The organism is Streptomyces sp. NPDC006743, from assembly GCF_040703815.1.
Taxonomy (GTDB): domain Bacteria; phylum Actinomycetota; class Actinomycetes; order Streptomycetales; family Streptomycetaceae; genus Streptomyces.
The window spans coordinates 53506-74131 of sequence record NZ_JBEYJA010000042.1; the positions used below are offsets into that span (position 1 = coordinate 53506).

General features: G+C 73.0%; 21 protein-coding genes. 8 read left to right on the forward strand and 13 right to left on the reverse strand.

Annotated elements, in window-relative coordinates:
- Positions 1 to 9 precede the first annotated feature (9 nt).
- From ABZ719_RS27900 to ABZ719_RS27910, 3 genes are all read right to left on the reverse strand, one after another.
- Positions 10 to 1629, reverse strand: a complete 1620-nt coding sequence (locus tag ABZ719_RS27900) for a PucR family transcriptional regulator (RefSeq protein WP_366727949.1) — start codon at positions 1627 to 1629, stop codon at positions 10 to 12.
- 253 nt (positions 1630 to 1882) lie between these two features.
- Positions 1883 to 3166 (reverse strand): aspartate aminotransferase family protein, encoded by a 1284-nt coding sequence (locus ABZ719_RS27905; RefSeq protein WP_366727927.1) that lies wholly within the window; start codon positions 3164 to 3166, stop codon positions 1883 to 1885.
- The gene (locus ABZ719_RS27910) at positions 3163 to 4005 is read right to left on the reverse strand and encodes a nitrilase-related carbon-nitrogen hydrolase (protein WP_366727928.1); all 843 of its coding nucleotides are present in this window, start codon (positions 4003 to 4005) and stop codon (positions 3163 to 3165) included. Before ABZ719_RS27910 ends, ABZ719_RS27905 begins: the two co-directional genes overlap by 4 nt.
- A 306-nt stretch (positions 4006 to 4311) precedes the next feature.
- Here ABZ719_RS27910 and ABZ719_RS27915 point away from each other — a divergent pair, with 306 nt between their 5' ends.
- Positions 4312 to 6867, forward strand: a complete 2556-nt coding sequence (locus ABZ719_RS27915) for an ATP-dependent Clp protease ATP-binding subunit (RefSeq protein WP_366727929.1) — start codon at positions 4312 to 4314, stop codon at positions 6865 to 6867.
- Between the two features lie 433 nt (positions 6868 to 7300).
- On the opposite strand, the gene ggt is transcribed toward ABZ719_RS27915, so the two are convergent.
- Complete coding sequence (gene ggt / locus ABZ719_RS27920) at positions 7301 to 9112, reverse strand: gamma-glutamyltransferase (RefSeq protein ID WP_366727930.1); 1812 nt, start codon at positions 9110 to 9112, stop codon at positions 7301 to 7303.
- 45 nt (positions 9113 to 9157) lie between these two features.
- Here ggt and ABZ719_RS27925 point away from each other — a divergent pair, with 45 nt between their 5' ends.
- Entirely contained in the window at positions 9158 to 9397 is a 240-nt protein-coding gene (locus ABZ719_RS27925) for a hypothetical protein (RefSeq protein ID WP_366727931.1), read from the forward strand.
- A gap of 191 nt (positions 9398 to 9588) precedes the next feature.
- Here ABZ719_RS27925 and ABZ719_RS27930 read toward each other — a convergent pair whose 3' ends face one another.
- The 9 genes from ABZ719_RS27930 to ABZ719_RS27970 all read right to left on the reverse strand — a co-directional run bounded on the left by ABZ719_RS27930 (position 9589) and on the right by ABZ719_RS27970 (position 17632).
- Positions 9589 to 10035, reverse strand: coding sequence for a DUF6278 family protein (locus tag ABZ719_RS27930; protein WP_366727932.1), 447 nt, complete (start codon positions 10033 to 10035; stop codon positions 9589 to 9591).
- A 229-nt stretch (positions 10036 to 10264) separates the two neighbouring features.
- A complete protein-coding gene (locus tag ABZ719_RS27935; protein WP_366727933.1) occupies positions 10265 to 11044 on the reverse strand; it encodes an exodeoxyribonuclease III in 780 nt (259 codons plus the stop codon).
- A 71-nt stretch (positions 11045 to 11115) separates the two neighbouring features.
- Entirely contained in the window at positions 11116 to 11751 is a 636-nt protein-coding gene (locus ABZ719_RS27940; RefSeq protein ID WP_366727934.1) for an MBL fold metallo-hydrolase, read from the reverse strand.
- A 151-nt stretch (positions 11752 to 11902) separates the two neighbouring features.
- Positions 11903 to 13207: an alpha/beta fold hydrolase gene (locus tag ABZ719_RS27945; RefSeq protein WP_366727935.1), complete on the reverse strand. Its 1305-nt coding sequence runs from the start codon at positions 13205 to 13207 to the stop codon at positions 11903 to 11905.
- A gap of 20 nt (positions 13208 to 13227) precedes the next feature.
- Positions 13228 to 14268, reverse strand: a complete 1041-nt coding sequence (locus ABZ719_RS27950) for an IS110 family transposase (RefSeq protein ID WP_366727936.1) — start codon at positions 14266 to 14268, stop codon at positions 13228 to 13230.
- A gap of 929 nt (positions 14269 to 15197) precedes the next feature.
- Positions 15198 to 15788, reverse strand: a complete 591-nt coding sequence (locus ABZ719_RS27955; protein ID WP_366727937.1) for a DUF5994 family protein — start codon at positions 15786 to 15788, stop codon at positions 15198 to 15200.
- 259 nt (positions 15789 to 16047) lie between these two features.
- A complete protein-coding gene (locus ABZ719_RS27960) occupies positions 16048 to 16410 on the reverse strand; it encodes a hypothetical protein (RefSeq protein WP_366727938.1) in 363 nt (120 codons plus the stop codon).
- The gene (locus ABZ719_RS27965) at positions 16410 to 17051 is read right to left on the reverse strand and encodes a hypothetical protein (RefSeq protein WP_366727939.1); all 642 of its coding nucleotides are present in this window, start codon (positions 17049 to 17051) and stop codon (positions 16410 to 16412) included. Before ABZ719_RS27965 ends, ABZ719_RS27960 begins: the two co-directional genes overlap by 1 nt.
- On the reverse strand, positions 17042 to 17632 hold the full coding sequence (locus tag ABZ719_RS27970) for an RNA polymerase sigma factor (RefSeq protein ID WP_366727940.1): 591 nt from the start codon (positions 17630 to 17632) through the stop codon (positions 17042 to 17044). The genes ABZ719_RS27965 and ABZ719_RS27970 overlap by 10 nt, the downstream gene beginning before the upstream one ends.
- Positions 17633 to 17788: 156 nt before the next feature.
- On the opposite strand from ABZ719_RS27970, the gene ABZ719_RS27975 reads away from it, so the two are divergent.
- The 6 genes from ABZ719_RS27975 (at position 17789) to ABZ719_RS28000 (ending at position 20538) form a co-directional block, all read left to right on the forward strand.
- Positions 17789 to 18274, forward strand: coding sequence for an Asp23/Gls24 family envelope stress response protein (locus tag ABZ719_RS27975; RefSeq protein WP_364679120.1), 486 nt, complete (start codon positions 17789 to 17791; stop codon positions 18272 to 18274).
- A 43-nt stretch (positions 18275 to 18317) separates the two neighbouring features.
- On the forward strand, positions 18318 to 18518 hold the full coding sequence (locus tag ABZ719_RS27980; RefSeq protein ID WP_366727941.1) for a hypothetical protein: 201 nt from the start codon (positions 18318 to 18320) through the stop codon (positions 18516 to 18518).
- 26 nt (positions 18519 to 18544) lie between these two features.
- On the forward strand, positions 18545 to 18922 hold the full coding sequence (locus tag ABZ719_RS27985; protein WP_366727942.1) for an Asp23/Gls24 family envelope stress response protein: 378 nt from the start codon (positions 18545 to 18547) through the stop codon (positions 18920 to 18922).
- A 52-nt stretch (positions 18923 to 18974) separates the two neighbouring features.
- On the forward strand, positions 18975 to 19661 hold the full coding sequence (locus tag ABZ719_RS27990; RefSeq protein WP_366727943.1) for a DUF6286 domain-containing protein: 687 nt from the start codon (positions 18975 to 18977) through the stop codon (positions 19659 to 19661).
- A 29-nt stretch (positions 19662 to 19690) separates the two neighbouring features.
- Positions 19691 to 20299: an alkaline shock response membrane anchor protein AmaP gene (locus tag ABZ719_RS27995; RefSeq protein WP_366727944.1), complete on the forward strand. Its 609-nt coding sequence runs from the start codon at positions 19691 to 19693 to the stop codon at positions 20297 to 20299.
- An 86-nt stretch (positions 20300 to 20385) separates the two neighbouring features.
- Positions 20386 to 20538, forward strand: a complete 153-nt coding sequence (locus tag ABZ719_RS28000) for a DUF6131 family protein (protein ID WP_366727945.1) — start codon at positions 20386 to 20388, stop codon at positions 20536 to 20538.
- Positions 20539 to 20626 lie beyond the last annotated feature (88 nt).

Sequence of the window (20626 nt, forward strand, 5' to 3'; positions counted from 1 at the left end):
CCGCCCCGCTCACTGCTGCTGCGCGTCGTGCGCGAGGAGCGCGATGTGCACCGAGGCGGCCTGTTCGAAGTCGCCGAGATCGACTCCGAGGCGGCTCTGTATGGCTTCCAGGCGGCGGTAGAGCGCGGGCCGCGAGACGTGGTGCAGCCGGGCGGTGCGGGACTTGTTGCGGCCGGTGGCGAGGTAGGTGCGCAGCACGTCCAGCAGGTCCTGCGCGGTGCCGCACAGCAGCCCGTCCAGCTCCCGCTCGGCGAAGGACTGCACCTGCGGGTCGTCACGCAGCAGCCGCACCAGCCCGCGCAGGTGGACGTCCTTGAGCCGGACCACGGCCGGCAGGTCCCGGGTGGAGGCGGCGTCCCCCACGGCGTCGGCCACGTGCCGCGCCTCCCGCAGCCCGGCGGGTACGTCGTCCCAGTCCGCGCGGGCCTCCCCGGCCGCCACGACCGGACCGGCGTACGGGGCGCCGGTGCCCGGGGGTGCCTGGTCCGGCCCGCTGTGTCCCGGGCCGCCGTGTCCCGGGCCGGCGCACGGCCCGTCCGGTCCCGCGCGCAGCCGGGTCGCGAAGTGGGCGGTGAGGGCTTCGGCGTCCTGGTCCCGGGGGAGGCTGAGGAGGCAGGCGGTGAGGCCGGGGGACACTGCGGCGGCCAGGCCGGGCAGGCCCAGCAGCCGCAGCAGCCGGTCGAGTCCGGCCGGGTCGGCGCCCCGTACGAACAGCGGCACGAAGGTGCGGCGGTTGACCGGGAGGCCGGCCGCCCGGGCCCGGGGCAGCAGGTGCCGGGCGGGCACGGCCTCGCCGATCAGGTCGGCCAGCAGGCTCTGCGCGGACTGTTCCTCCCAGGAGCCGCCCGCGGCGGCGCCGAGCATCCGGTGCAGGACCAGGGCCTCGGCGGCGCGGTCGGCCAGGAGCCGTCCGGCGGCGGCGTCCCCGCGGTGGCCGCAGAGCACGATCCGGCCCCATCTCTCGCCTCGGCCGCCGAGTTCGGCGCGGATCCAGCCGTCGCCCTCGCTGCGGCCGGCCTGCCGGGCGATGCGCTCCCAGTCGCGCAGGACGTCGTCCACCGCGGAGCGTTCCCCGGCGGTGGCGAGGACCCGGTGGGCGAGGTTGGTGACGACGACGGGGCAGGCGCTGTGCCGGGCGATCTCGTCGAGCAGCGCCTGGAGCGGGGCGCCGGCGGTGATCAGTGCGGTGAGGGCGGTGCGCACGGCCTCCGAGAGGCTGACCGAGGCGAACTTCCGCCGCACCAGCCGGGACTGGACCTCCTCGGTCAGTTCGGCGAACGGGAAGGGCCGGTGCAGGACGACCAGCGGCAGCCCGCACCGCTCGGCGGCCCGGCGCATCACCTCGGGCGGCGCGGGGAACGCCCGCCCGAGGCCCAGGACCACGGCCGCGGCCTCCGCGCGGTGCAGGGAGCGGATGTACTCGGCCTGTTTCTCCTCGTCCCCGGCGAGCAGCACGCCGGTGGTGAGCACCATCTCGCCGCCGCTGAGCATCACGCCGACGTCCGCGGCCTCGGCGACGTGCACCCAGCGCACGGGCCGGTCGAGCCGGCCCGCGCCGGCCACCACCTCGGGCTCCCCGGCGAGCACGCGCTCCAGGGCGAGCACCTGGCGGACGGACAGGGCGGACAGGGCGGAAGGAACGGAGGGGACGGACCGAACGGGTGGGGAGGACGGAACAGGTGGGGACGACGGAACAGGTGGGGCAGACAGGCCGGTCTCCGGCGCGGGGCGGGCGGCGGGTACCGGGCAGCCCGGTCCCCCGGGGCCGGGGGCTGCCGGTCCCGGGCGGCCGGGGGCGGCCGGGGTCCGGTCCGAGGCGGTGGTCATGGGCGGCACTCCCCTCTTCTCGCCTCTCGCTGCGGGGTGCGCCTCGCGCGCGCCCTCAGTGGGCGGCGCGCAGCGCGTCCGCCAGGATCGCGGCGCCCTCCTCGGCCTCGGCGACGGTCAGCGACAGCGGCGGGGCGATGCGCAGCGCACTGGTGTCGTGGCCGCCGCCCTTGCCGATGAGGAGGCCGCCTTCCCGGGCCGCCTCCAGCACGGCGGCCGCGGCCCGCGGGTCCGCCTCGTCGGTGCCGGGCCGGGCCAGTTCGACGCCGATCATGAGCCCGCGTCCGCGTACCTCCCGTACGCCGGGCAGCCCGGCGGCGACGGCCCGCAGCCGCTCGATGAGCAGTCCGCCGACCCGCCGGGCGTTGCCCTGGAGGTCGTGTTCGACGAGGTGGTTGAGGTTGGCGAGGGCCGCGGCCATGGTGATCTGGGTGCCGCCGAACGTGGAGATGCTGTTGGCGTCCAGGCAGTTCATGATCTCGGCGCGGGCGATGACCCCGCCGACGGACATGCCGTTGCCGATGCCCTTGGCGAAGGTGACGATGTCCGGCGGCCCGCTGCGTCCGTGCGCCTGCCAGCCCCAGAAGTGGTCGCCGGTGCGGCCCCAGCCCGTCTGCACCTCGTCGGCGATCCACAGGATGCCGTGTTCCTTCAGGACGTCCCGGAAGGCGGCGTACAGGCCGTCGGGCGGGGAGGTGAAACCGCCGACCCCCTGGACGGGTTCGGCGATGAGCGCGGCGGGCGGCCGGGTGTGACCGAGGAGGTCTACGAGGTCGTCGACGCAGGCCGCGATGAACCCGGCGTCGTCCAGGTGCGCGAAGGGGCCGCGGGTGCGCACGCCGCCGTGGACGTACAGCGTCTGCAACGGGGACAGGGAGCTGGGCGACCAGGAGCGGTTGCCGGTGATGCCGACCGTGCTGAAGGAACGGCCGTGGTAGCTGTTGCGCATCGCCAGGACCGTGTTGCTGCGCCGGTACGCCGTCGCCAGCAGCAGCGCGGTGTCGTTGGCCTCGGTGCCCGAGGTGGTGAAGAAGACCCGGGCGTCCGGGATGCCGCTCAACTGGGCGATGCGCTCGGCCAGTTCGACCATCGGACGGTTGAGGTAGAGGGTCGAGGAGTGGATGATCCGGGCGGCCTGCTCGCTCACCGCCTTGGTGACCTCGGGCAGCGCGTGCGCGGTCATGGTGGTCAGGATGCCGCCGAAGAAGTCAAGGTAGCGGCGGCCCGCGGCGTCCCAGACGTGGCGGCCCTCGCCGTGGGTGATCTCCAGCGGGTCCTCGTAGTAGAGGGCGAGCCAGTCGGGCAGCACGGCCCGGTGACGGTCGTACAGGTCGTTCACGGCTGCACCAGCCCTTCGTAGGCGTCGGGGCGGCGGTCGCGGTAGAAGGCCCACTGCTGCCGCACCTCTTCGATGAGGTCCAGGTCGAGGTCGCGGACGACCAGTTCCTCTCCGGCGTCACCGGCGACGTCGCCGACGAACTGCCCGCGCGGGTCGACGAAGTACGACGTCCCGTAGAAGTCGTTGTCGCCGTACTCCTCGCGGCCCACGCGGTTGATCGCGGCGACGAAGTACTCGTTGGCGACGGCCGCGGCGGGCTGCTCCAGCCGCCACAGGTGGGAGGACAGACCGCGGTGGGTGGCGGACGGGTTGTAGACGAGCTGGGCGCCGTTGAGGCCGAGCTGCCGCCAGCCCTCGGGGAAGTGGCGGTCGTAGCAGATGTAGACGCCGACCCGGCCCACGGCGGTGTCGAAGACCGGCCAGCCGAGGTTGCCGGGCTTGAAGTAGTACTTCTCCCAGAAGCCCCTGACCTGCGGGATGTGGTGCTTGCGGTACTTGCCGAGATAGCTGCCGTCGGCGTCGATCACGGCGGCGGTGTTGTAGTAGAAGCCGGTCTGCTCGACCTCGAAGACCGGGGCGACGACGACCATCCCGGTCTCCCGGGCGAGGGCCCGCATCCGGCGCACGGTCGGCCCGTCCGGGACCGGTTCGGCCCAGCGGTAGTGCTCCGGTTCCTGCACCTGGCAGAAGTAGGGCGCGTTGAAGACTTCCTGGAACCCGATGATCCGGGCACCGCGCCGGGCCGCCTCGCGGGCGTGTTCCTCGTGCTTGGCGACCATGGACTCGGTGTCGCCGGTCCAGGTGGCCTGGACCAGGGCCGCACGGACGACATTGGCCATGAGCTGCTCCTTCGACGTACGTCAGAGCCTCTACGCCCGTAGAACACACGTAGAGGCACGAACGTAAGCCTCCCCGGCCGCCTTGCCAAGACCATCGTCGTGAACCCGCGGAGTCGATCCTGTTTCACACTCCGCTGGGTGAGCGCCCTGGCCCGGCGGCGGGGGCCCGCCCGGACCCGCGCGCCCGCCGCCGGGCCCGGCCGGCGCCCGACGTGCCCGCACCCGCAGAACATGCAACCGTGGGCATGAGCCCCGCTCACCCGGTTACCCGGCGGGAGCCACCCGTCAGCGAAGGAACGGAAAGCGATGACCAGCGGCTTCGTCGGCCCGGAGGGCGATCGCGACCCCTTCGGCGAATTCTTCGCCCGGTTCTTCGGCGGCACCCGCCCCGGTCCCCGGCACGTCGACATCGGCAGGCTCCTGAGCCAGCCCGCCCGGGAACTCGTCAAGGGCGCGGCCCAGTACGCCGCCGACCACGGCAGCCGGGACCTGGACACCGAGCACCTGCTGCGCGCGGCGCTCGCCACGGAACCCACCCGCAGTCTGCTCAGCAGGTCGGGCGCGGACCCCGACTCGCTCGCCACGCAGATCGACGAGCGGTCCGGGCCCGTGCAGAGCCCGCCGGGTGAGGCTCCACCGCCCACGGCGCTCTCCCTCACCCCGGCCGTCAAGCGGGCCCTGCTGGACGCGCACGACATGGCGCGGGCCAGCGGCGCCGGGTACATCGGCCCCGAGCACGTGCTCAGCGCCCTGGCGATGAACCCCGACTCGGCGGCCGGGCACATCCTGAACGCGGCCCGGTTCGCCGCCTCCGGCCTGCCGCCCGAGGCCCCGGACACGACCGCCCCGCCGGGCCCCGAGCGGCAGCAGCGCTCCACCGGCACGCCCACCTTGGACAAGTACGGGCGCGACCTGACCGACATGGCCCGCCAGGGCCGGATCGACCCGGTGATCGGCCGCGACCAGGAGATCGAACAGACCATCGAGGTGCTCTCCCGGCGCGGGAAGAACAACCCCGTGCTGATCGGTGACGCGGGCGTCGGCAAGACGGCCATCGTCGAGGGGCTCGCGCAGCGCATCGCCGACGGCGACGTGCCCGACATCCTGCTGGGCCGCCGCGTGGTGGCCCTGGACCTGACGGGCGTGGTCGCCGGCACCCGCTACCGGGGCGACTTCGAGGAGCGGCTGAACAACATCGTCACCGAGATCCGCACCCACTCCGAACACCTGATCGTCTTCATCGACGAGGTGCACACCGTGGTCGGCGCGGGCGGCGGCGGTGAGGGCGGTTCCATGGACGCGGGCAACATCCTCAAGCCCGCCCTGGCCCGCGGCGAGCTGCACATCGTGGGCGCGACCACCCTGGAGGAGTACCGGCGGATCGAGAAGGACGCGGCGCTGGCCCGCCGCTTCCAGCCGATCCTGGTGCCCGAGCCGACCGTCGCCGACGCCATCGAGATCCTGCGCGGGCTGCGTGACCGCTACGAGGCCCACCACCAGGTCCGCTACACCGACGAGGCCCTGGTCGCGGCCGTGGAGCTGTCCGACCGGTACCTGACCGACCGGCGGCTGCCGGACAAGGCGATCGACCTGATCGACCAGGCGGGCGCCCGCGTGCGGCTGCGGGCCCGGACCAAGGGCACGGACGTACGGGCCATGGAACGCGAGGTCGAACAGCTCGCCTGCGACAAGGACCAGGCGGTCGCGGACGAGCAGTACGAGCAGGCCACGCAGTTGCGCGACCGCATCAGCGAGCTGAAGCAGCGCATCGCCCTGGCGGGCGGCAGCGAGGAGGCCGACGAGGGGCAGCACCTGGAGGTGACCGCCGAGGCCATCGCCGAGGTGGTGTCCCGGCAGACCGGCATCCCCGTCAGCAGCCTCACCCAGGAGGAGAAGGAGCGTCTGCTCGGCCTGGAGGAGCACCTGCACCGGCGGGTCGTCGGCCAGGAGGAGGCCGTCGCCGTGGTCGCCGAGGCGGTGCTGCGCTCGCGCGCCGGCCTGGCCAGCCCCGACCGGCCGATCGGCAGCTTCCTGTTCCTCGGCCCGACCGGCGTCGGCAAGACGGAACTGGCCCGCGCGCTGGCCGAGGCGCTGTTCGGCAGCGAGGACCGGATGGTCCGCCTGGACATGAGCGAGTACCAGGAACGGCACACCGTCAGCCGCCTGGTGGGTGCCCCGCCCGGCTACGTCGGCCACGAGGAGGCCGGCCAGCTCACCGAGGTCGTGCGCCGGCACCCGTACTCGCTGCTGCTGCTCGACGAGGTGGAGAAGGCGCACCCGGACGTCTTCAACATCCTGCTCCAGGTCCTGGACGACGGGCGGCTGACCGACTCCCAGGGCCGCACGGTGGACTTCACCAACACCGTCATCGTGATGACCAGCAACCTCGGTTCCGAGGCGATCACCCGGCGCGGTGCCGGGATCGGGTTCGGCGCGGGAGGCGCGGACGCGGACGAGGAGGCGCGGCGCGAGCAGATCCTGCGCCCGCTGCGGGAGCACTTCCGGCCCGAGTTCCTCAACCGCATCGACGAGATCGTCGTCTTCCGCCAGCTCACCGCCGAGCAGTTGCGGCAGATCACCGACCTGCTGCTGGAGAAGACCCGGCGGCTGCTGCACGCGCAGGGGGTGGCCGTCGAGTTCACCGACGCGGCCGTGGACTGGCTGGCGCAGCGCGGCTACCAGCCGGAGTACGGCGCGCGCCCGCTGCGCCGCACCATCCAGCGCGAGGTGGACAACCAGCTCTCCCGGCTGCTCCTGGACGGGCGGGTCGGCGAGGGCAGCCGGGTCACGGTCGACGCGGAGGACGGGCGGCTCGCGTTCCGCCCGCAGGGCGGGGAGCCCGCCCCGGCACCCACCGGGTGACGACGGCGCGGAGCACCGGGGGCGGTCCTCAGCGGTGAGGCCCGCCCCCGGCGCCCGCATGCGCACGGACCGATCCGGACGCCCCCGCGTACGTACGGACGACCGATCCAGGCGCCGCCCGCGTACACACGGACCGGTCCCGACGGCCTGCGTGCGTACGGACCGAGGCGGGCGCCCCAGCGGACGCACCGACCGGTCCCGGACGGCCTGCGTGCATACGGACCGGTCCCGGCACCTTGCGTGTACGGGCCGCTCCCGTCGCCCGGCACCCGCTACGGGCCGGATGGACGGTGGGCGCGCTGAGACGCCGGCGTGAGGGCGCCGGGCGGACGGCGTACGGGCCTGCCAGAGCCGCCCGGGCGGCGTACGGGCGTCACGGGGGCGGGCGGACGGCTACGGGCCCTGCCGCAGCCGTCCGGGCGTCCTACGCGCGCTAGGAGGCGGGGTGGACGACCATCGCCGAGCCGCCGCCCCTGCGCACCTTCTCCGCCGCCGCCAGCCACCTGCCGTCCGGCAGCCGCTGCACGCCGGTGGCCGCGCCGATCTCCGGGTTGAGCTTGAAGGAGTGCCCGATCGCCTCCAGTTGCTTGCGCAGCGGACTGTCGTAGAGGGCGGGTTCGAGTTCGGTCTGGGCGGCGTTGCGCTGGCTGGCGCGGGGTGCGGCGATGGCGTCGACGAGCGGCAGGTGCCGGTCGAGGAAGCCGGTCAGCGTCTGCAGCACGGTGGTGATGATGGTCGCGCCGCCGGGCGAACCGAGCGCCACCACGGGCCGGTTGTGCCCGTCCAGCACGATCGTCGGGGAGATCGACGACCGCGGACGTTTGCCCGGCCCCGGCAGGTTCGGGTCGTGCACGGCCGGGTTGGCCGGCGTGAAGGAGAAGTCCGTCAGCTCGTTGTTGAGCAGGAAACCCCGGCCCGGCACGGTGATGCCGCTGCCGCCGGTCTGTTCGATGGTGAGGGTGTAGGAGACGACGTTGCCCCACCGGTCGGCGGTCGTCAGGTGGGTGGTGTTCTCGCCCTCGTACGTCGTCGGCGCGGCCGTCCCGCCGGTGCCGCAGGCGGCGGGCCGGCTCGGGTCACCGGGCGCGAGCGGGCTGGCGAGGACGGCGTCGTCCTTGATCAGGCAGGCGCGGGAGTCGGCGAACCGCTGGGAGAGCAGGCCGCGGGTGGGGACGTTCTCGAAGGCCGGGTCACCGACCCAGCGTCCGCGGTCGGCGAAGGCGATGCGGCTCGCCTCGATGTAGTGGTGCAGGTACTGCGCCTCGCTCGCCCTGGAGAGGTTCGTCCGCTCCAGGATGTTCAGCGCCTCGCCGACGGTGGTGCCGCCGGAGGAGGAGGGCGCGATGGAGTACACGTTCAGACCGCGGTACGACGTGCGCGTGGGCGCCTGGAGCTTGGCGCGGTAGGCCGCGAGGTCCTTCTCGGCGAGTTGGCCCGGCCGGGCTTTCCAGCCCGAACCGGGGTCGACCGGCGGGTGGTTGACCGTGTCGACGATCTCGTCGCCGAGGTCGCCGTGGTAGACGGCACCGACGCCCTTCCTGGCCAGTTCCTCGTAGGTGCGGGCGAGGTCGGGGTTCTTGAAGGTCGAGCCGACGACGGGCAGCCGCCCGCCCGGCAGGAACAGCTTCGCGGTGTCCGGGAAGTAGCGGAAGCGGGTCTCGTTGGACGCCGTCTGCGAGCGGAAGGTGTCGTCGACGGTGAAGCCGTCGCGGGCGAGGCGCTCCGCGGGCTTCAGCACCGTCCCGAGCCGCTTGCTGCCCCACTCGTCGAGGGCCTTCTGCCAGGTGGCGGGGGTGCCCGGGGTGCCGACGCTCAGGCCGCTGGTGACGGCGGCGTCGAAGGAGAGCGGCTTGCCGCCTTCCGTGAAGAGGTCCTCGTCGGCGCTGAGCGGCGCGGTCTCCCGGCCGTCGATGGTGTGCACCGTGCGGGACCTGGCGTCGTAGTAGACGAAGTAGCCGCCTCCGCCGATGCCGGCGGAGTAGGGCTCGGTGACACCGAGGGCGGCGGCGGTGGCCACGGCCGCGTCGACGGCGTTGCCGCCCTTCTTCAGCACCTCGATGCCGGCGGCGGAGGCGTCCGCGTCGACGCTCGCGACGGCACCGCCGTAGCCGGCGGCCACGGGAACCTTCCGGGCCGGTCCGGGGCCCGCGTCCGGGTGCGCGGCGGGCGGTGCCGCCGCTCCCACCGACACCACTGCGGCCGAGACCGCCAGGACCGTGAGTTTCCGTACTCCGCAACGACGCATCCGCACCTCCAGTCAGAGACCGTCCGCGCAGCCTATTGCATTGCCATGATCCCGTCAGGACCGTCCGACCACGGTACCGCCGGAGCCGGATCAGCGCCTGGCCCGGCCGGCCCGCAGGGCCCCGGCGTGGTCGAACTGGTGGCCGATACGGGCGACCCGGTCGCCGCTTCCGGGACCGGGGTGTGGGGGTCTTCCGCCGAGCACAACCCGCCCGGCGCACAGCTGACCTTCTCCTCGCCTGCGGACGGCCCTGAGTGGCTGTCCGTACCGCCGCGCGAGCAGTGATCTCCGGCTGCCGCCGGCCGGGTATGGCTCTGTGGACCGCTGCCCCCTGAGACGGTCGCGAACGCCACATCGTAGTCGAGGTTCGGCCCGATGCGTCCTTCGGTGGGGAGGAATGCCCGCGGCCCGCGGCCCCCGGGGAACGCCACCGGCGGCTTTGCGGGGTTGCTGCAATCTCCGCGCTCGCGCGGGTCTCAGCCCTCCGCGACCTCCGCGTAGAGCTGGGAGAGTTCCGGTACGCCCTCCTCGGCCCACGCGTGTCCGGCCTCCACGACGACGATCTCCCGGCCGGAGGCGAGCCGTACGACCGGGTGCCCGTTCGGCCACAACTCCCAGACGGCGCCAGGCACCGTACGCACGATGACCGTGCCCAGATACAGCCCGGCGTCGATGCCGAGCCGGCCCGCCGTCTCGGCGTCGTCCCGCCAGCGCGGCAACAGCTGGTCGAGCGCCTCCAGAGAGGCTGCCGACCCGTCGAGCCGGACACCGGCCTCAGCGGCCAGGGCGCGCAACTGTTCGCAGGTGGAAAACAGCTCGGCGAGATCCGCCGGGGTCGGAGAGCCGTCCCCCGCGGAGACGACGGTGACGCCGACTGCGGGTGCGTGCTTCTTGCGCCAGGTGCCCGTGAAGCGGAAGGCCATGCACTCAGCGTGGCACCGCGACCACGGGACGCGCCACAGGGGCGACGGCCTGAACGGCCGGAGACCGGCGGTGCGCCGGGCGCACGCGGGCCGGCGCGTACAGCAGGCGGGACTGCGGGGCGTACGCCGGGCTCCCGCGTGCGCGCGGCCGGGAGAGCGCACACGGGGCTCACCGCCGGGAGGGGCGCGTACGAAGGGCGCGCACGCGGGTGGTACGCGGCCGTGGCGCCTACACGTCCAGGTCGACCACCACGGGCGCGTGGTCGGACGCGCCCTTGCCCTTGCGCTCCTCACGGTCCACGTAGGCGTCGGTGACGGCCTTGGCGAAGGGCTCGTTGCCGTACACCAGGTCGATGCGCATGCCGCGGTTCTTGGGGAAGCAGAGCTGGCGGTAGTCCCAGTAGGTGAAGGGGTGCTCATACTTGAGGGGCCGGGGCACCACGTCGGCGAGGCCCGCCTCGCGCAGGGAGGCGAGGGCGGCGCGCTCGGCCGGGGTGACGTGGGTGGCGCCCTCGAAGGCGGCGCGGTCGTAGACGTCGTCGTCCGTCGGCGCGACGTTGTAGTCGCCGAGGACGGCGAACGGGCGGCTGCCGGACGCGTCGCCCGCGACGGCCGCCCTCAGCGCCTCGAACCACTGCAGTTTGTAGGCGTAGTGCGGGTGGTCGACCTCACGCCCGTTGGGCACGTAGACCGACCAGACGCGGACCGGGCCGCAGGTCGCGGAGAGGGCGCGGGGTTCGCGCTGCCCGTCGTAGCCCGGGTCGCCGGGCAGGCCCTTGACCACGTCCTCCAGGCCCACCCGGGAGAGGACCGCCACGCCGTTCCACCGGCCGGTGGCGTGGACCGCCGCCTCGTAGCCCAGCTCGCGCAGCGGTTCGACCGGGAACTGGTCCTCGGCGATCTTGGCCTCCTGGAGGCACAGCACGTCGGTGCCGCTGCTCTCCAGCCAGGCGAGCAGCCGCGGGAGGCGGGCGGTGATCGAGTTCACGTTCCAGGTCGCGATGCGCATGCCTCACAACCTACCGGGCGGCACTGACAGCCCCCGCCGGACGGCCCCTGCCCGCCTCCGGAGCCGGTGCCTCACACGTCGGCGGAGTCCCCCGGGGTCAGCCGCAGGTGCTCGGCGCCGCCCAGGGCGCCGATCTGGTGGTCGTAGACCGGGCGGGCGAGGTCGGTCAGGAGCGCGTCGTGGATGTCGTACGCCCGCTGCGGCTTGAGCTCCCTGACGTAGTCGATCACTTCCGCGATCTTGTTCCAGGGCGCCATGACCGGGAGCATCAGGGTCTCCACGGGCCGGCCGGGCACCGTGAGGGCGTCACCGGGGTGGAAGACCTTGCCGCCGTCGATCAGGTAGCCGACGTTGGTGATGCGCGGGATGTCCGGGTGGATCACGGCGTGCAGCTCGCCGTGCACCTGTACGTCGAATCCGGCGGCGGTGAAGGTGTCACCGTGGCCGACGGTGTGCACACGGCCCGGGAAGGCCGCCGAGACCTTCTCCGCCACCGCCTTCAGGGTCCAGATCTCGGCACCCGGGTTCGCCTCCAGGGCCGCCCGTAGCCGGGACTCGTCGAAGTGGTCCATGTGCTCGTGCGTGATCAGGACGGCCTCGGCGCCGACCGCGGCGTCCTCCTCGCTGAAGGCGCCGGGGTCGATGACGAGCGTGCGGCCGTCCTTCTCCAGGCGGACGCAGGCGTGCGACTTCTTCGTGAGCTTCATGCGCCCCATCTTGCCGCGCACGCCGGGCGCACGGCCTGTCCAGGGTGGTGCTCCTGGTGCCCGGCTGGACGATCACCGCCCACGGCGCGGGCCCGCCGCTCGCCCGTGCGGTGTCACTCCGCAGGAGCCGTGTCACCCCGTGGGAGGGACGTCACTCGGTGAGAGTCGTCTCCTCCTGTATGACCCGCTGGGCCACACGGAAGGCGCTGCCCGCGGCGGGCATGCCGCAGTAGACCGCGGTCTGGAGCAGCACCTCCTTGATCTCGTCCGGGGTGAGGCCGTTGCGCAGGGCGGCCCGGGTGTGGGCGGCCAGGTCCTCCAGGTGACCGCCGGCCGCCAGGGCGGTGAGCGCCACGCAGCTGCGGGTGCGCCGGTCCAGCCCGGGGCGGCCCCAGACACCGCCCCAGGTGGAACGGGTGAGGAACTCCTGGAAGTCCCCCGAGAACTCGTCGGCCTGCTCCAGCTCCCGGTCCACGTGCGCGTCGCCGAGCACCTCACGCCGGATCTTGAGACCGCTGTCGTACGGGTCCGGTCCGCCCGCGGGCTGCGGCGGCACCGCCGCCGGGGCGATCTCGGCGATCGGCGCGCTCGGCGGAGTCTGCGGCGGCGGGGCCAGGACGGGCTTGGCCGGGGCCGCGACGATCGCCATCTGCCCGGTGCTGGACTCGAAGGCGGGCTGCCAGGCCGTGGAGAAGTGCCGCACCAGCAGGTCGGTCACGGCGGCGGGCTGCTCCACCGGCACCAGGTGGGAGGCTCCGGGCACGACGGCCAGACGGGCGTCCCGGATGCCGGCGACCAGGGTGCGGGCCTCGGCGGGACCGGTGACCTGGTCGTCGGAACCGACCAGGACCAGTGTGGGCACGCCGACCCGGCCGAGTTCGGCACGGACGTCGAAGGAGGCCAGCGCCTCGCAGGCGGCGATGTAGCAGCCGGGGTCGGTGGTGCGGACCATCTGCACGGCCCAGTCGGTGATCGCGGGCTGGGCGGCGGCGAACCCGGCGGTGAACCAGCGGTCCGGGGACGTACGGGCGATGGGGTCCAGCCCGTTCGTCCGGACGATCACCCCGCGCTGGCGGAACTCGTCCGCCGTGCCGAAGCGGGGCGAGGCCGCGATCAGGGCGAGGGAGGCGAGGCGCTCCGGGTGGCGCAGGGCCAGCTCGACGCCGATCGCGCCGCCGAGCGCGCAGCCGGCGTAGCCGAAGCGCTGCACGCCGAGCCCTTCGAGGGTGGCCAGCAGCCGGGCGGTCAGGTCCCCCACCGACCCGGCCGGATGGGCGGGCGCGCCGCCGTGTCCCGGCAGGTCGAACCGGAAGACACGCCACTGCTTCGTCAGCTCCGGAACCTGCCGGTCCCACATGTGCCATGTGGTACCCAGTGAGGGACCCAAGATCAGGACCGGAGCGTCTTCTGGCCCGTCAAAGCGGTATTGCAGGGTGTTCGACGGTGTCTCACTCACGCCCCGCACCCTCTCACGTCTCACCGACGCCCCTGTAACGCGGGGGTGTGGGAGAGCGGTCTGACGAGGTTGAAGGCCTCGCGGGCTGCGTACCGTTCGAGGCATCGGATGATCTCACGTCGGGTCTTGCCCTCCTGGGTGCGGCGTTCGTAGTACGCCTGGGTGCGTGGGTCGTGGCACAGCCGGGTGAAGACGATGCGGTGCAGGGCCGCGTTCGCCTGGCGGTCGCCGCCGTGGTTGAGCCGGCGCGTGCTCCGACGGCGGGAGGAGTACTCGACGGGGCTGACTTCGCAAAGGGCGGCAAAGGACGCCTCGGTGTTCAGCCGCTCGGGGTTGTCTCCCATGGTGATCAGCAAGGTGACGGCGCTGTCCGGGCCGATACCTACCGGTTCGAGCAGCTGCGGGGCGTGGAGTTCGACGAGCCGGGTCAGGCGTTGGTTCAACTCATTGATCTGCCCGGTGAGCTGCTCGATGCGCTCGGCGAGCATGCGCAACGTCAGGTGGGTGGCCTGGGTCACCGCGTCCTCGTCACCCTCACCGCCGGGTAGGCCGAGGCGCGCGCAGGTGCGGAACAGCTCGCGGTTACCCAGGCTGGACAGCCGTTCCCGCAGGGCGGGATCGGCGATGACCAGGACGGCCTTGAGCTGATTGATCGCCTGGGTGCGGGCCTTGACCGCGGAGTCCTCGGCGAGTTGGTAGATCCGGGCGCTGTGCACGGGTCCGTCGCCGGATTTGGCCTGGGCTCGGGCGCGACCGCTGAGCACGGCTCGTGCTGCGGCCTGCGCATCGAGCGGGTCCGACTTGCCGAGCAACCGGCGGGCCGACCGGTCGGGCCGGTTCACTTCGAACACCTGGATCTGCTGGGTCACCAGGTAGCGGGACAGGCCCGCGCCGAAGGTACCGGTCCCCTCCACACCGGCCCGGCGCACCGTCCCCCGCCTGCGGGCCCAGACGAGCAACTGTCGGTAGCCGGCCGCCGTCGCCGGAAAGGACTCGGTGCCCAGGACCTTCCCCAGCGGGGAGATCACGGCGGCGACGTGAACCTCGCCGTGCGTGTCCACGCCCAGGACGACTTCGCCGGGAACAGGTGGACCAGTGCTGGTGCAGGAGGTACTGCGAACAGGTGGATCCGTGCTGGTGCAGGAGGTACTGCGCCGTCTGGTCGTCATGGTGGTTCGCCTTTCCCGCGCGTGACGTGCTGGGTGGAATGGCACCGGCCTGCTTGGGCGGTCTGAACCGTGATGGCGCCCGAAACTCGGCAAGGCCCCTATAGGGACACGCCCTGTGGCTCGGTGACAGCTGGCTCCATCCCGCAACGGCAGTCGACAAGCCCGTGACTGGACGCTTCAGTCATAGATCCCATGAGTCAGACCCCCGTCCGGGACGGCATTGCTCGACCGTCCCACTGATCTCGGCACACCGGCATGGCCGGACCACAGCCGGGTGATTTCGTCCGAACCGACGCTCAACCTGGACTGGACGGGGCTGACGCGGAGTCGGCTTCTCGCCCACTCGTGACCGGCATCCGTCGACGCGGCCGACGCCGCACCGGGCAGGAAGCCCGCCGACGGCCCCCGCCCCTGGAACACTCAGCAGGCTCGCATGCTGCTCGCCGGCCACCCGGAGAACGTGCGTGGCACCTGCTGCCGGCCGCAGGCCGTCCTGAGGGCACGGGCGGTGTCCGAGGACAGTGCGGAGTCGGCGGTCCTGCTGCTGCTAAGCGGACTGGTCAGCAATGCCGTTCTGCACCTCGGTTCATCAGAAGACGGGCCTGGCGCGCGAAGGACCGGACACGCGGCTCATCCTGCGCTCGGTACACGGCCGTACTGGCGTGCGGAGAGGCGAACGGCCGGTTCAGAAACCCTCGTTCCAGGCGCATGGGTCGGCTGTTCCAGGGGCAGGGTCGGCTGGTCACCTCGGGGATGCGCCAGCAATCGGATGAGCAGCCGCATCCGCAGCATGCCCACCGTGGTGACGGTCTCCCTGCCTGTCACATCCCTACTACCGGGGTGGGCACGTGCTCGATGACCTCTGCGGCAGGGGTACGTGCGGCATGTCCGCCTTCGGAGTCCCAGACCGCCTCCCCGAGCGAGCCCCGGTCGGCCGCTCCCTCTGCCGCCGTCCGGAAACGTTCGGCCTCATGGATCAGGCCGGTCGCTGTGAGGGTCCGCGACGGGTCGGTGGCCGTGGCCATGAGCCGGGCCGCGGTGGCCGGTTCTGTGTCCGGCGGTATGACCAGCAGGTCCCAGCGGCCGACGGTGTAGGAGAGCAGCAGCAGCTTGTGCGGGTCTTGCTCGGCCTCGAACCAGCCGACGTGCACCACGTGCCCGCGAACGGGCACTTTTCGCGGGATGACGGGCCAGAACGTGGGATTCACCGTTACCCGGGTGATCCGGCCCCACAGTGGGTCGAGGACCGCGATGAGTGCCGGAAGCTCCGCCGTCAGGTCGCGGGAGCGGGGCCACCAGGCACCGTCGATCAGTGCCGGAGCGGTTCCGAGGGGTGCCAGGACGAGTCGGAGGGGCGACGAACAAGGAGTCCGGTCCTCGTCCGCGGGCGTCAACAGAACAGTCGCGGTCATGGCAAGGACCCAACCCCGGGCCGACCGTGGCCGACCCGGTTGTCGTGAATCGCCGAGAGCGACGTCAGCGTGGAAGCCGGTGTACGGAATGCTCTCGGTAGTCACCAGGGTACTCCTCGTCTGGGGGCGACGGACCGTTGCGGCTATGGGCTGAACGGAGCACGAGGCGCCGGTCGCCCGTCGCGGCAGTCAGCGCAGGAGGCGGCGGAGCGACGGTTCGCGGGGTCCGTGCCCGCGCCTTTGCTCATGCCGCGTCGTGTCAGGCGGCGACACCGGTCACCGTGACTGAGACGGTGACCGGCTCCGCCGCACCGTGGGTGGCGAGGTGGGCGATGACGGCGGCAGCCACCCGGTCGTGGACGTTCCGGGCGATGTCCAGCGCCCGCCGTCCCCCGGTCAGGGCGCAGCGCACCTCGATGTGCCATCCGGGACCGTCCGGCGCCCGGTCGGCGCGAACGTCGGCCTCGAACGGCGTTCGGTGGGGCGCGGTGCTCGCCCGGGTGGGCGCGGCGGCTGCCGCGAGGCGGTGGGCGAGGCGGGGTTGCAGGCCGGCCACGCCAGGGACCGCGAGGGCCGCCTCGGCCGCGACGCCGAGGAGCGCGGTGGTGCCGGTGGCGGTCATCACGTGCCCCCGCCGGTCGCGAGATCGGAACCGCGGGGCGGCCACGGCTCCAGTACGTCGACCACGGTGATGTCGACGGCCGACACGGCGAGACCCAGGTCCTGTCCGGCCGAGTGGAGGACCGCTCGGCGTACCTGGTGGACCCGGTCGGGCAGGGGGCGGTCGAGAGCGGCGGCCAGGGTCATGGTCACCCGTACGTCGGTGCCCTCCCCCTCGGGTGCGAGACGGCAGCCCGCCGCCCTGGCACCGGGGACCGTGTCCGTGGCCCGCCGCAGGACCTTCGCCGCGGCGCTCTCGGCGATCCGCAGGTCCCGGTCCGGGTCTGCCAGAGGCAGCAGCCGCCCGAGCCGTACCTCCGCCCTGACGATGTTCATGACGTGGTCGGTGAGAGCGTGCAGGCGGGGGGCGTGCTCGGCGCGCAGCGCGCGGGTGGCCGCGTCCACCGCGGCTACTGCCTCGACGGCCTCGCGGCAGTATGGACAGGAGACGGTGTGCGGGTCCGTGGCCGGCAGCGCGTCATACTCCTGTTCCCAGACCCGGCTGAGCAGGCGGCCGCAAGGGAGTACCTCATCGCCCTCGAACGGGGGTCCGTCGGCTTCGGGCGGGTCTGAGGGCCACGGATGCGGGTCGTCTAGCGCCATGGGCCCATCGCCTCCTGCAGGGATCGGCGTGCCCTGAACAGCCTGCCGCGCACGGTCGGCTCAGTGGCCCGCGTGACGTGGGCGATCTCCTTGTACGACAGACCCTGCACCTCCCGCAGGATCCAGCAGAGCCGCTGCCCGGCGTCCAACTCGCGCAGCGCACGGGACAGGGCGGCGGTGGCCGCGTCCTGCTCGGCGAACCGGGCGGGCTGGCTCCAGGCGTCTTTCGCCGCGGGCTCGGCGACAGCGTCCAGTGACAGGGGCGCCGGCCGGCGTCTGCGCAGGGTCAGGCAGCGGTTGACGGTGATCCGGTACATCCAGGTGCCGAACTCCGCGCTGTGCCGGAATTCCGGCAGTCGCCGCCAGGCGCTGACGAAGGCGTCCTGAACGGCCTCCTCGGCGTCCTGGGGACTGCCGAGCATGGAGCGGGCCAGGGCGAGGAGGGGCGAACCGTGCCGCCGGACGAGGACGGCGAAAGAGTCCTCGTCCCCCTCGGCCGCCTGTACGGCCAGCAGCGCGTCCGGCAGGCCGCGACCCAGCAGGTCGGGTTGCGGCGATGGTGGGACAGCGTGTTCGATCATGACGCCCCCGCAACGAGGCTCCGGACCACCCGTGTACCCACCAGGCTTCTGTGACTCACATCACAGACCGCACGCGTGAGGAATGTGGCGCCCGATATGTCCAACCCTTCGACGGGCGCCGCACCGGTGTCCGACCGACCGATCGAGGCGACCGCCATGACGGAGAACATCACCAGCGTCGGCGGGGGCGGCAGGCCCGATGCGGGCGTGAGCGCGCTGAAGGGCCGTACCGGGGCCGGGGCTCCGGCCGAGACACGGGGGAAGACCACCATCGCGGACGGGGTGGTGGCCAAGATCGCGGGCATGGCCGCCCGCGAGGTACCGGGCATCTACAGTCTGGGCGGGGGGATGGCCCGCGCTTTCGGCGCCATGCGGGAACGCGTTCCCGGTGGAGGAGGCGGAGGCGTCGCGCGAGGAGTGAAGGTCGAGGTCGGCGAGCGTCAGGCCGCCGTGGACCTGGACGTCGTCGTCGAGTACGGCGTCTCCATCGTCGACGTCGCCGGCGCCGTCCGCACCAATGTCATCAGCGCCGTGGAGCGGATGACGGGCCTGGAGGTCGTCGAGGTGAACATCGCCGTCGACGACGTCCACCTGCCCGACGAGGAGGAAGAGGCCGCACCGGACGAGGGCCGCGTGAGGTGATCCACCGCCGGGCCCGGTGAGGGCGCGGTAGATCGCGCGCACGATGACGTACGTGCGCGAGACGGGTGAGTGCATGATGAACGCAGCAACGACGGGCCTCGCGGCGGGCATGGCCCTGGGCTTCGCCGGTTATTTCGGCGGCTTCTGGGCATTCCTGCTGGTTCTGGTCCTGGGTACGGCGGGCCTGATCACCGGACTCGCCCTGCAGGGCGACCTCGACCTCCGGGCACGGAGGCGGCGGTGAAGGCCCGGCCCGGCTTTGCCGGCGAGGTGTCGGACCCCCCGGCGCCGGCCGCCGGCCTGCCGCCCCCGGCCGAGCGGGGCGCCACCGTGATCCCGGACAGGGTGGTCGCCCGTATCGCCACGCAGGCGGCCCGCACGGCCCAGTCGCGGTGTGCGGCCGTACCGCCGGACCGGGGCGGGCCGACGGCACCCAGCGCCTCCGCCGCCGTCCGTACCGGATCGGTGCGTCTGCACCTGGCCCTGGACCTGCCCTACCCCACCGACATCCCCCACGTCTGTGAGCGGATCCAGCAGGACGTCGCCGAACGGGTGGCCCGGCTGACCGGCTTGCGGGTGGGAGAGGTCATCCTCACCGTCCGGCGGCTGGTGACCACCGCCGAAGCGAGCCGGGGGCGGGTCCGGTGAGCGGCCCCGTGCCACGGGGCGCCGGGCACGCCGAGCAGGAAGGAGGAGCGCGATGACACCCGACCCCGGTCCTCCCGCGCGCGGCTCGGCGCCGTCCGCGCACCGCTCCACGGTGCCGCTGACGAAGGAGCCCGATCCGTCCGGACGCGACGTGTCCGGCCCTGGTCGCACGGCCGGTGAGCGCGAGGGCGGGCACCGGACCCACCGGCCGTGGTCCGCGCGCCGCATCCCGGCCGCGCTGGTCGCCTCGGTGATCCTCGTGGCGGCGGTCGCGGCGCTGGTCGACGTCATCGCCGTACGAGTGGGACGCCCGGCAGCGGCCTGGCGACGGCATCTGGCCGACGAACTGGCCACCCGCCCCGTGAACGACGTGTGGATGCTCACGGGAGCCGCCGTGGCCGCCGCCGTCGGCGTCTGGCTGATCGTCCTGGCCCTCACCCCTGGCCTGCGGCACTGGCTGCCCCTGCGCTCACCCGTCGGCTGCCCCCGGCTGCGGGCCTCCCTGGACCGCGACGGAGCCGCCGACCTGCTGCGTGACGCCGCGATGCGGGTCCCCGGAGTCGGCTCGGCGCACGTCCTGGTAGGCCGCCACCGCATCAAAGCCCGCGCGGGCGTCCGCTTCCGCGATCCCCAGCGGGTGAAGGACGACCTCACCGCCGCCCTCGACGAGGAACGCGACCGGCTGGCCCTCGCCCGTCCTCCCCGCATCGTCGTACGCCTGCGGCGACGCACCGACTGACCGAAACCCGCAGCACCGGAGCTCACACCATGACGCCGCGATCCGCGCTCAACCGCAGCCTGCTGGCCTGCGCCGGCCTGGCCCTGCTCGGCGGCGGACTGCTGATCCTCTTCGCCGGGTTCGACCTCTACCGGGGACATGATCTGGTCCCGCCCGCCGGCTGGCCCCTGACCGTCCCGGCCGACGTCCTGCTCGGCTCGGCCGACCGGGCCCGCTGGAGCAGCCAGGGCTGGTGGTGGTGGCCCGCGGTCATCGCCGCCCTGGTCCTCGCCGCCCTGCTCGCCCTGTGGTGGCTGCTCGCCCAGCTGAGCCGACGCCGCCCCGGCTCACTGCCCGTCGGCGGCACACCCCCGCAGGAGGGCGTCGAACTTCGCGACCGCGCTCTCGCCGACGCGATCGCCACCGAAGCCGGTGCCCTGCCGGGGGTCGAGGACGCGACCGTACGCATCACCGGCCGACCCGCCCACCACCACACCCACGTCGGACTCACCCTCACCCCCGAGGGCGCGCCCGGCGCCACTCTCGGTGCCCTCTGCGAAGGCCCGCTCCGCACGGCACGCCGGTCCACCGGCCTCCCTGCCATGCCCACCGAAGTCCGCCTGCACGTCGCCCGCCACAAGCCCCACCGTGCGGAGTAAAGGAAGAGACCGGCCGTTCCCCTGCCCAACGCCCCTGCGGTCTTTCGCAGTCCGCAGGTGACCCGCCCTACCCCAAGGGAGATACCATGATCGTCTTGGGCATCATCCTGCTCGTCATCGGCTTCCTCACCGGGATATCCATCCTGTGGACCATCGGAATCATCCTGGCGGTCGTCGGAGCCATCCTGTGGATCCTCGGCGCGATGGGACACGCCGTCGCGGGTCGACGCCATTACTGACTTCGGCTTGTCAGGGTGACGCCGGTTCGTCGAGAGCCAGGCCGGTGCCCACTATGAAACCGTCGAGGGTGCCTGGCCGGTACTGGAG

Coding starts and splice junctions, on each gene's coding strand:
- ABZ719_RS27910 (WP_366727928.1), bottom strand. CDS start 4,005: ATGGCCAATGTCGTCCGTGCGGCCCTGGTCCAGGCCACCTGGACCGGC.
- ABZ719_RS27915 (WP_366727929.1), top strand. CDS start 4,312: ATGACCAGCGGCTTCGTCGGCCCGGAGGGCGATCGCGACCCCTTCGGC.
- ggt (WP_366727930.1), bottom strand. CDS start 9,112: ATGCGTCGTTGCGGAGTACGGAAACTCACGGTCCTGGCGGTCTCGGCC.
- ABZ719_RS27925 (WP_366727931.1), top strand. CDS start 9,158: ATGATCCCGTCAGGACCGTCCGACCACGGTACCGCCGGAGCCGGATCA.
- ABZ719_RS27930 (WP_366727932.1), bottom strand. CDS start 10,035: ATGGCCTTCCGCTTCACGGGCACCTGGCGCAAGAAGCACGCACCCGCA.
- ABZ719_RS27935 (WP_366727933.1), bottom strand. CDS start 11,044: ATGCGCATCGCGACCTGGAACGTGAACTCGATCACCGCCCGCCTCCCG.
- ABZ719_RS27940 (WP_366727934.1), bottom strand. CDS start 11,751: ATGAAGCTCACGAAGAAGTCGCACGCCTGCGTCCGCCTGGAGAAGGAC.
- ABZ719_RS27955 (WP_366727937.1), bottom strand. CDS start 15,788: ATGACCGCGACTGTTCTGTTGACGCCCGCGGACGAGGACCGGACTCCT.
- ABZ719_RS27960 (WP_366727938.1), bottom strand. CDS start 16,410: ATGACCGCCACCGGCACCACCGCGCTCCTCGGCGTCGCGGCCGAGGCG.
- ABZ719_RS27965 (WP_366727939.1), bottom strand. CDS start 17,051: ATGGCGCTAGACGACCCGCATCCGTGGCCCTCAGACCCGCCCGAAGCC.
- ABZ719_RS27970 (WP_366727940.1), bottom strand. CDS start 17,632: ATGATCGAACACGCTGTCCCACCATCGCCGCAACCCGACCTGCTGGGT.
- ABZ719_RS27975 (WP_364679120.1), top strand. CDS start 17,789: ATGACGGAGAACATCACCAGCGTCGGCGGGGGCGGCAGGCCCGATGCG.
- ABZ719_RS27980 (WP_366727941.1), top strand. CDS start 18,318: ATGACGTACGTGCGCGAGACGGGTGAGTGCATGATGAACGCAGCAACG.
- ABZ719_RS27990 (WP_366727943.1), top strand. CDS start 18,975: ATGACACCCGACCCCGGTCCTCCCGCGCGCGGCTCGGCGCCGTCCGCG.
- ABZ719_RS27995 (WP_366727944.1), top strand. CDS start 19,691: ATGACGCCGCGATCCGCGCTCAACCGCAGCCTGCTGGCCTGCGCCGGC.
- ABZ719_RS28000 (WP_366727945.1), top strand. CDS start 20,386: ATGATCGTCTTGGGCATCATCCTGCTCGTCATCGGCTTCCTCACCGGG.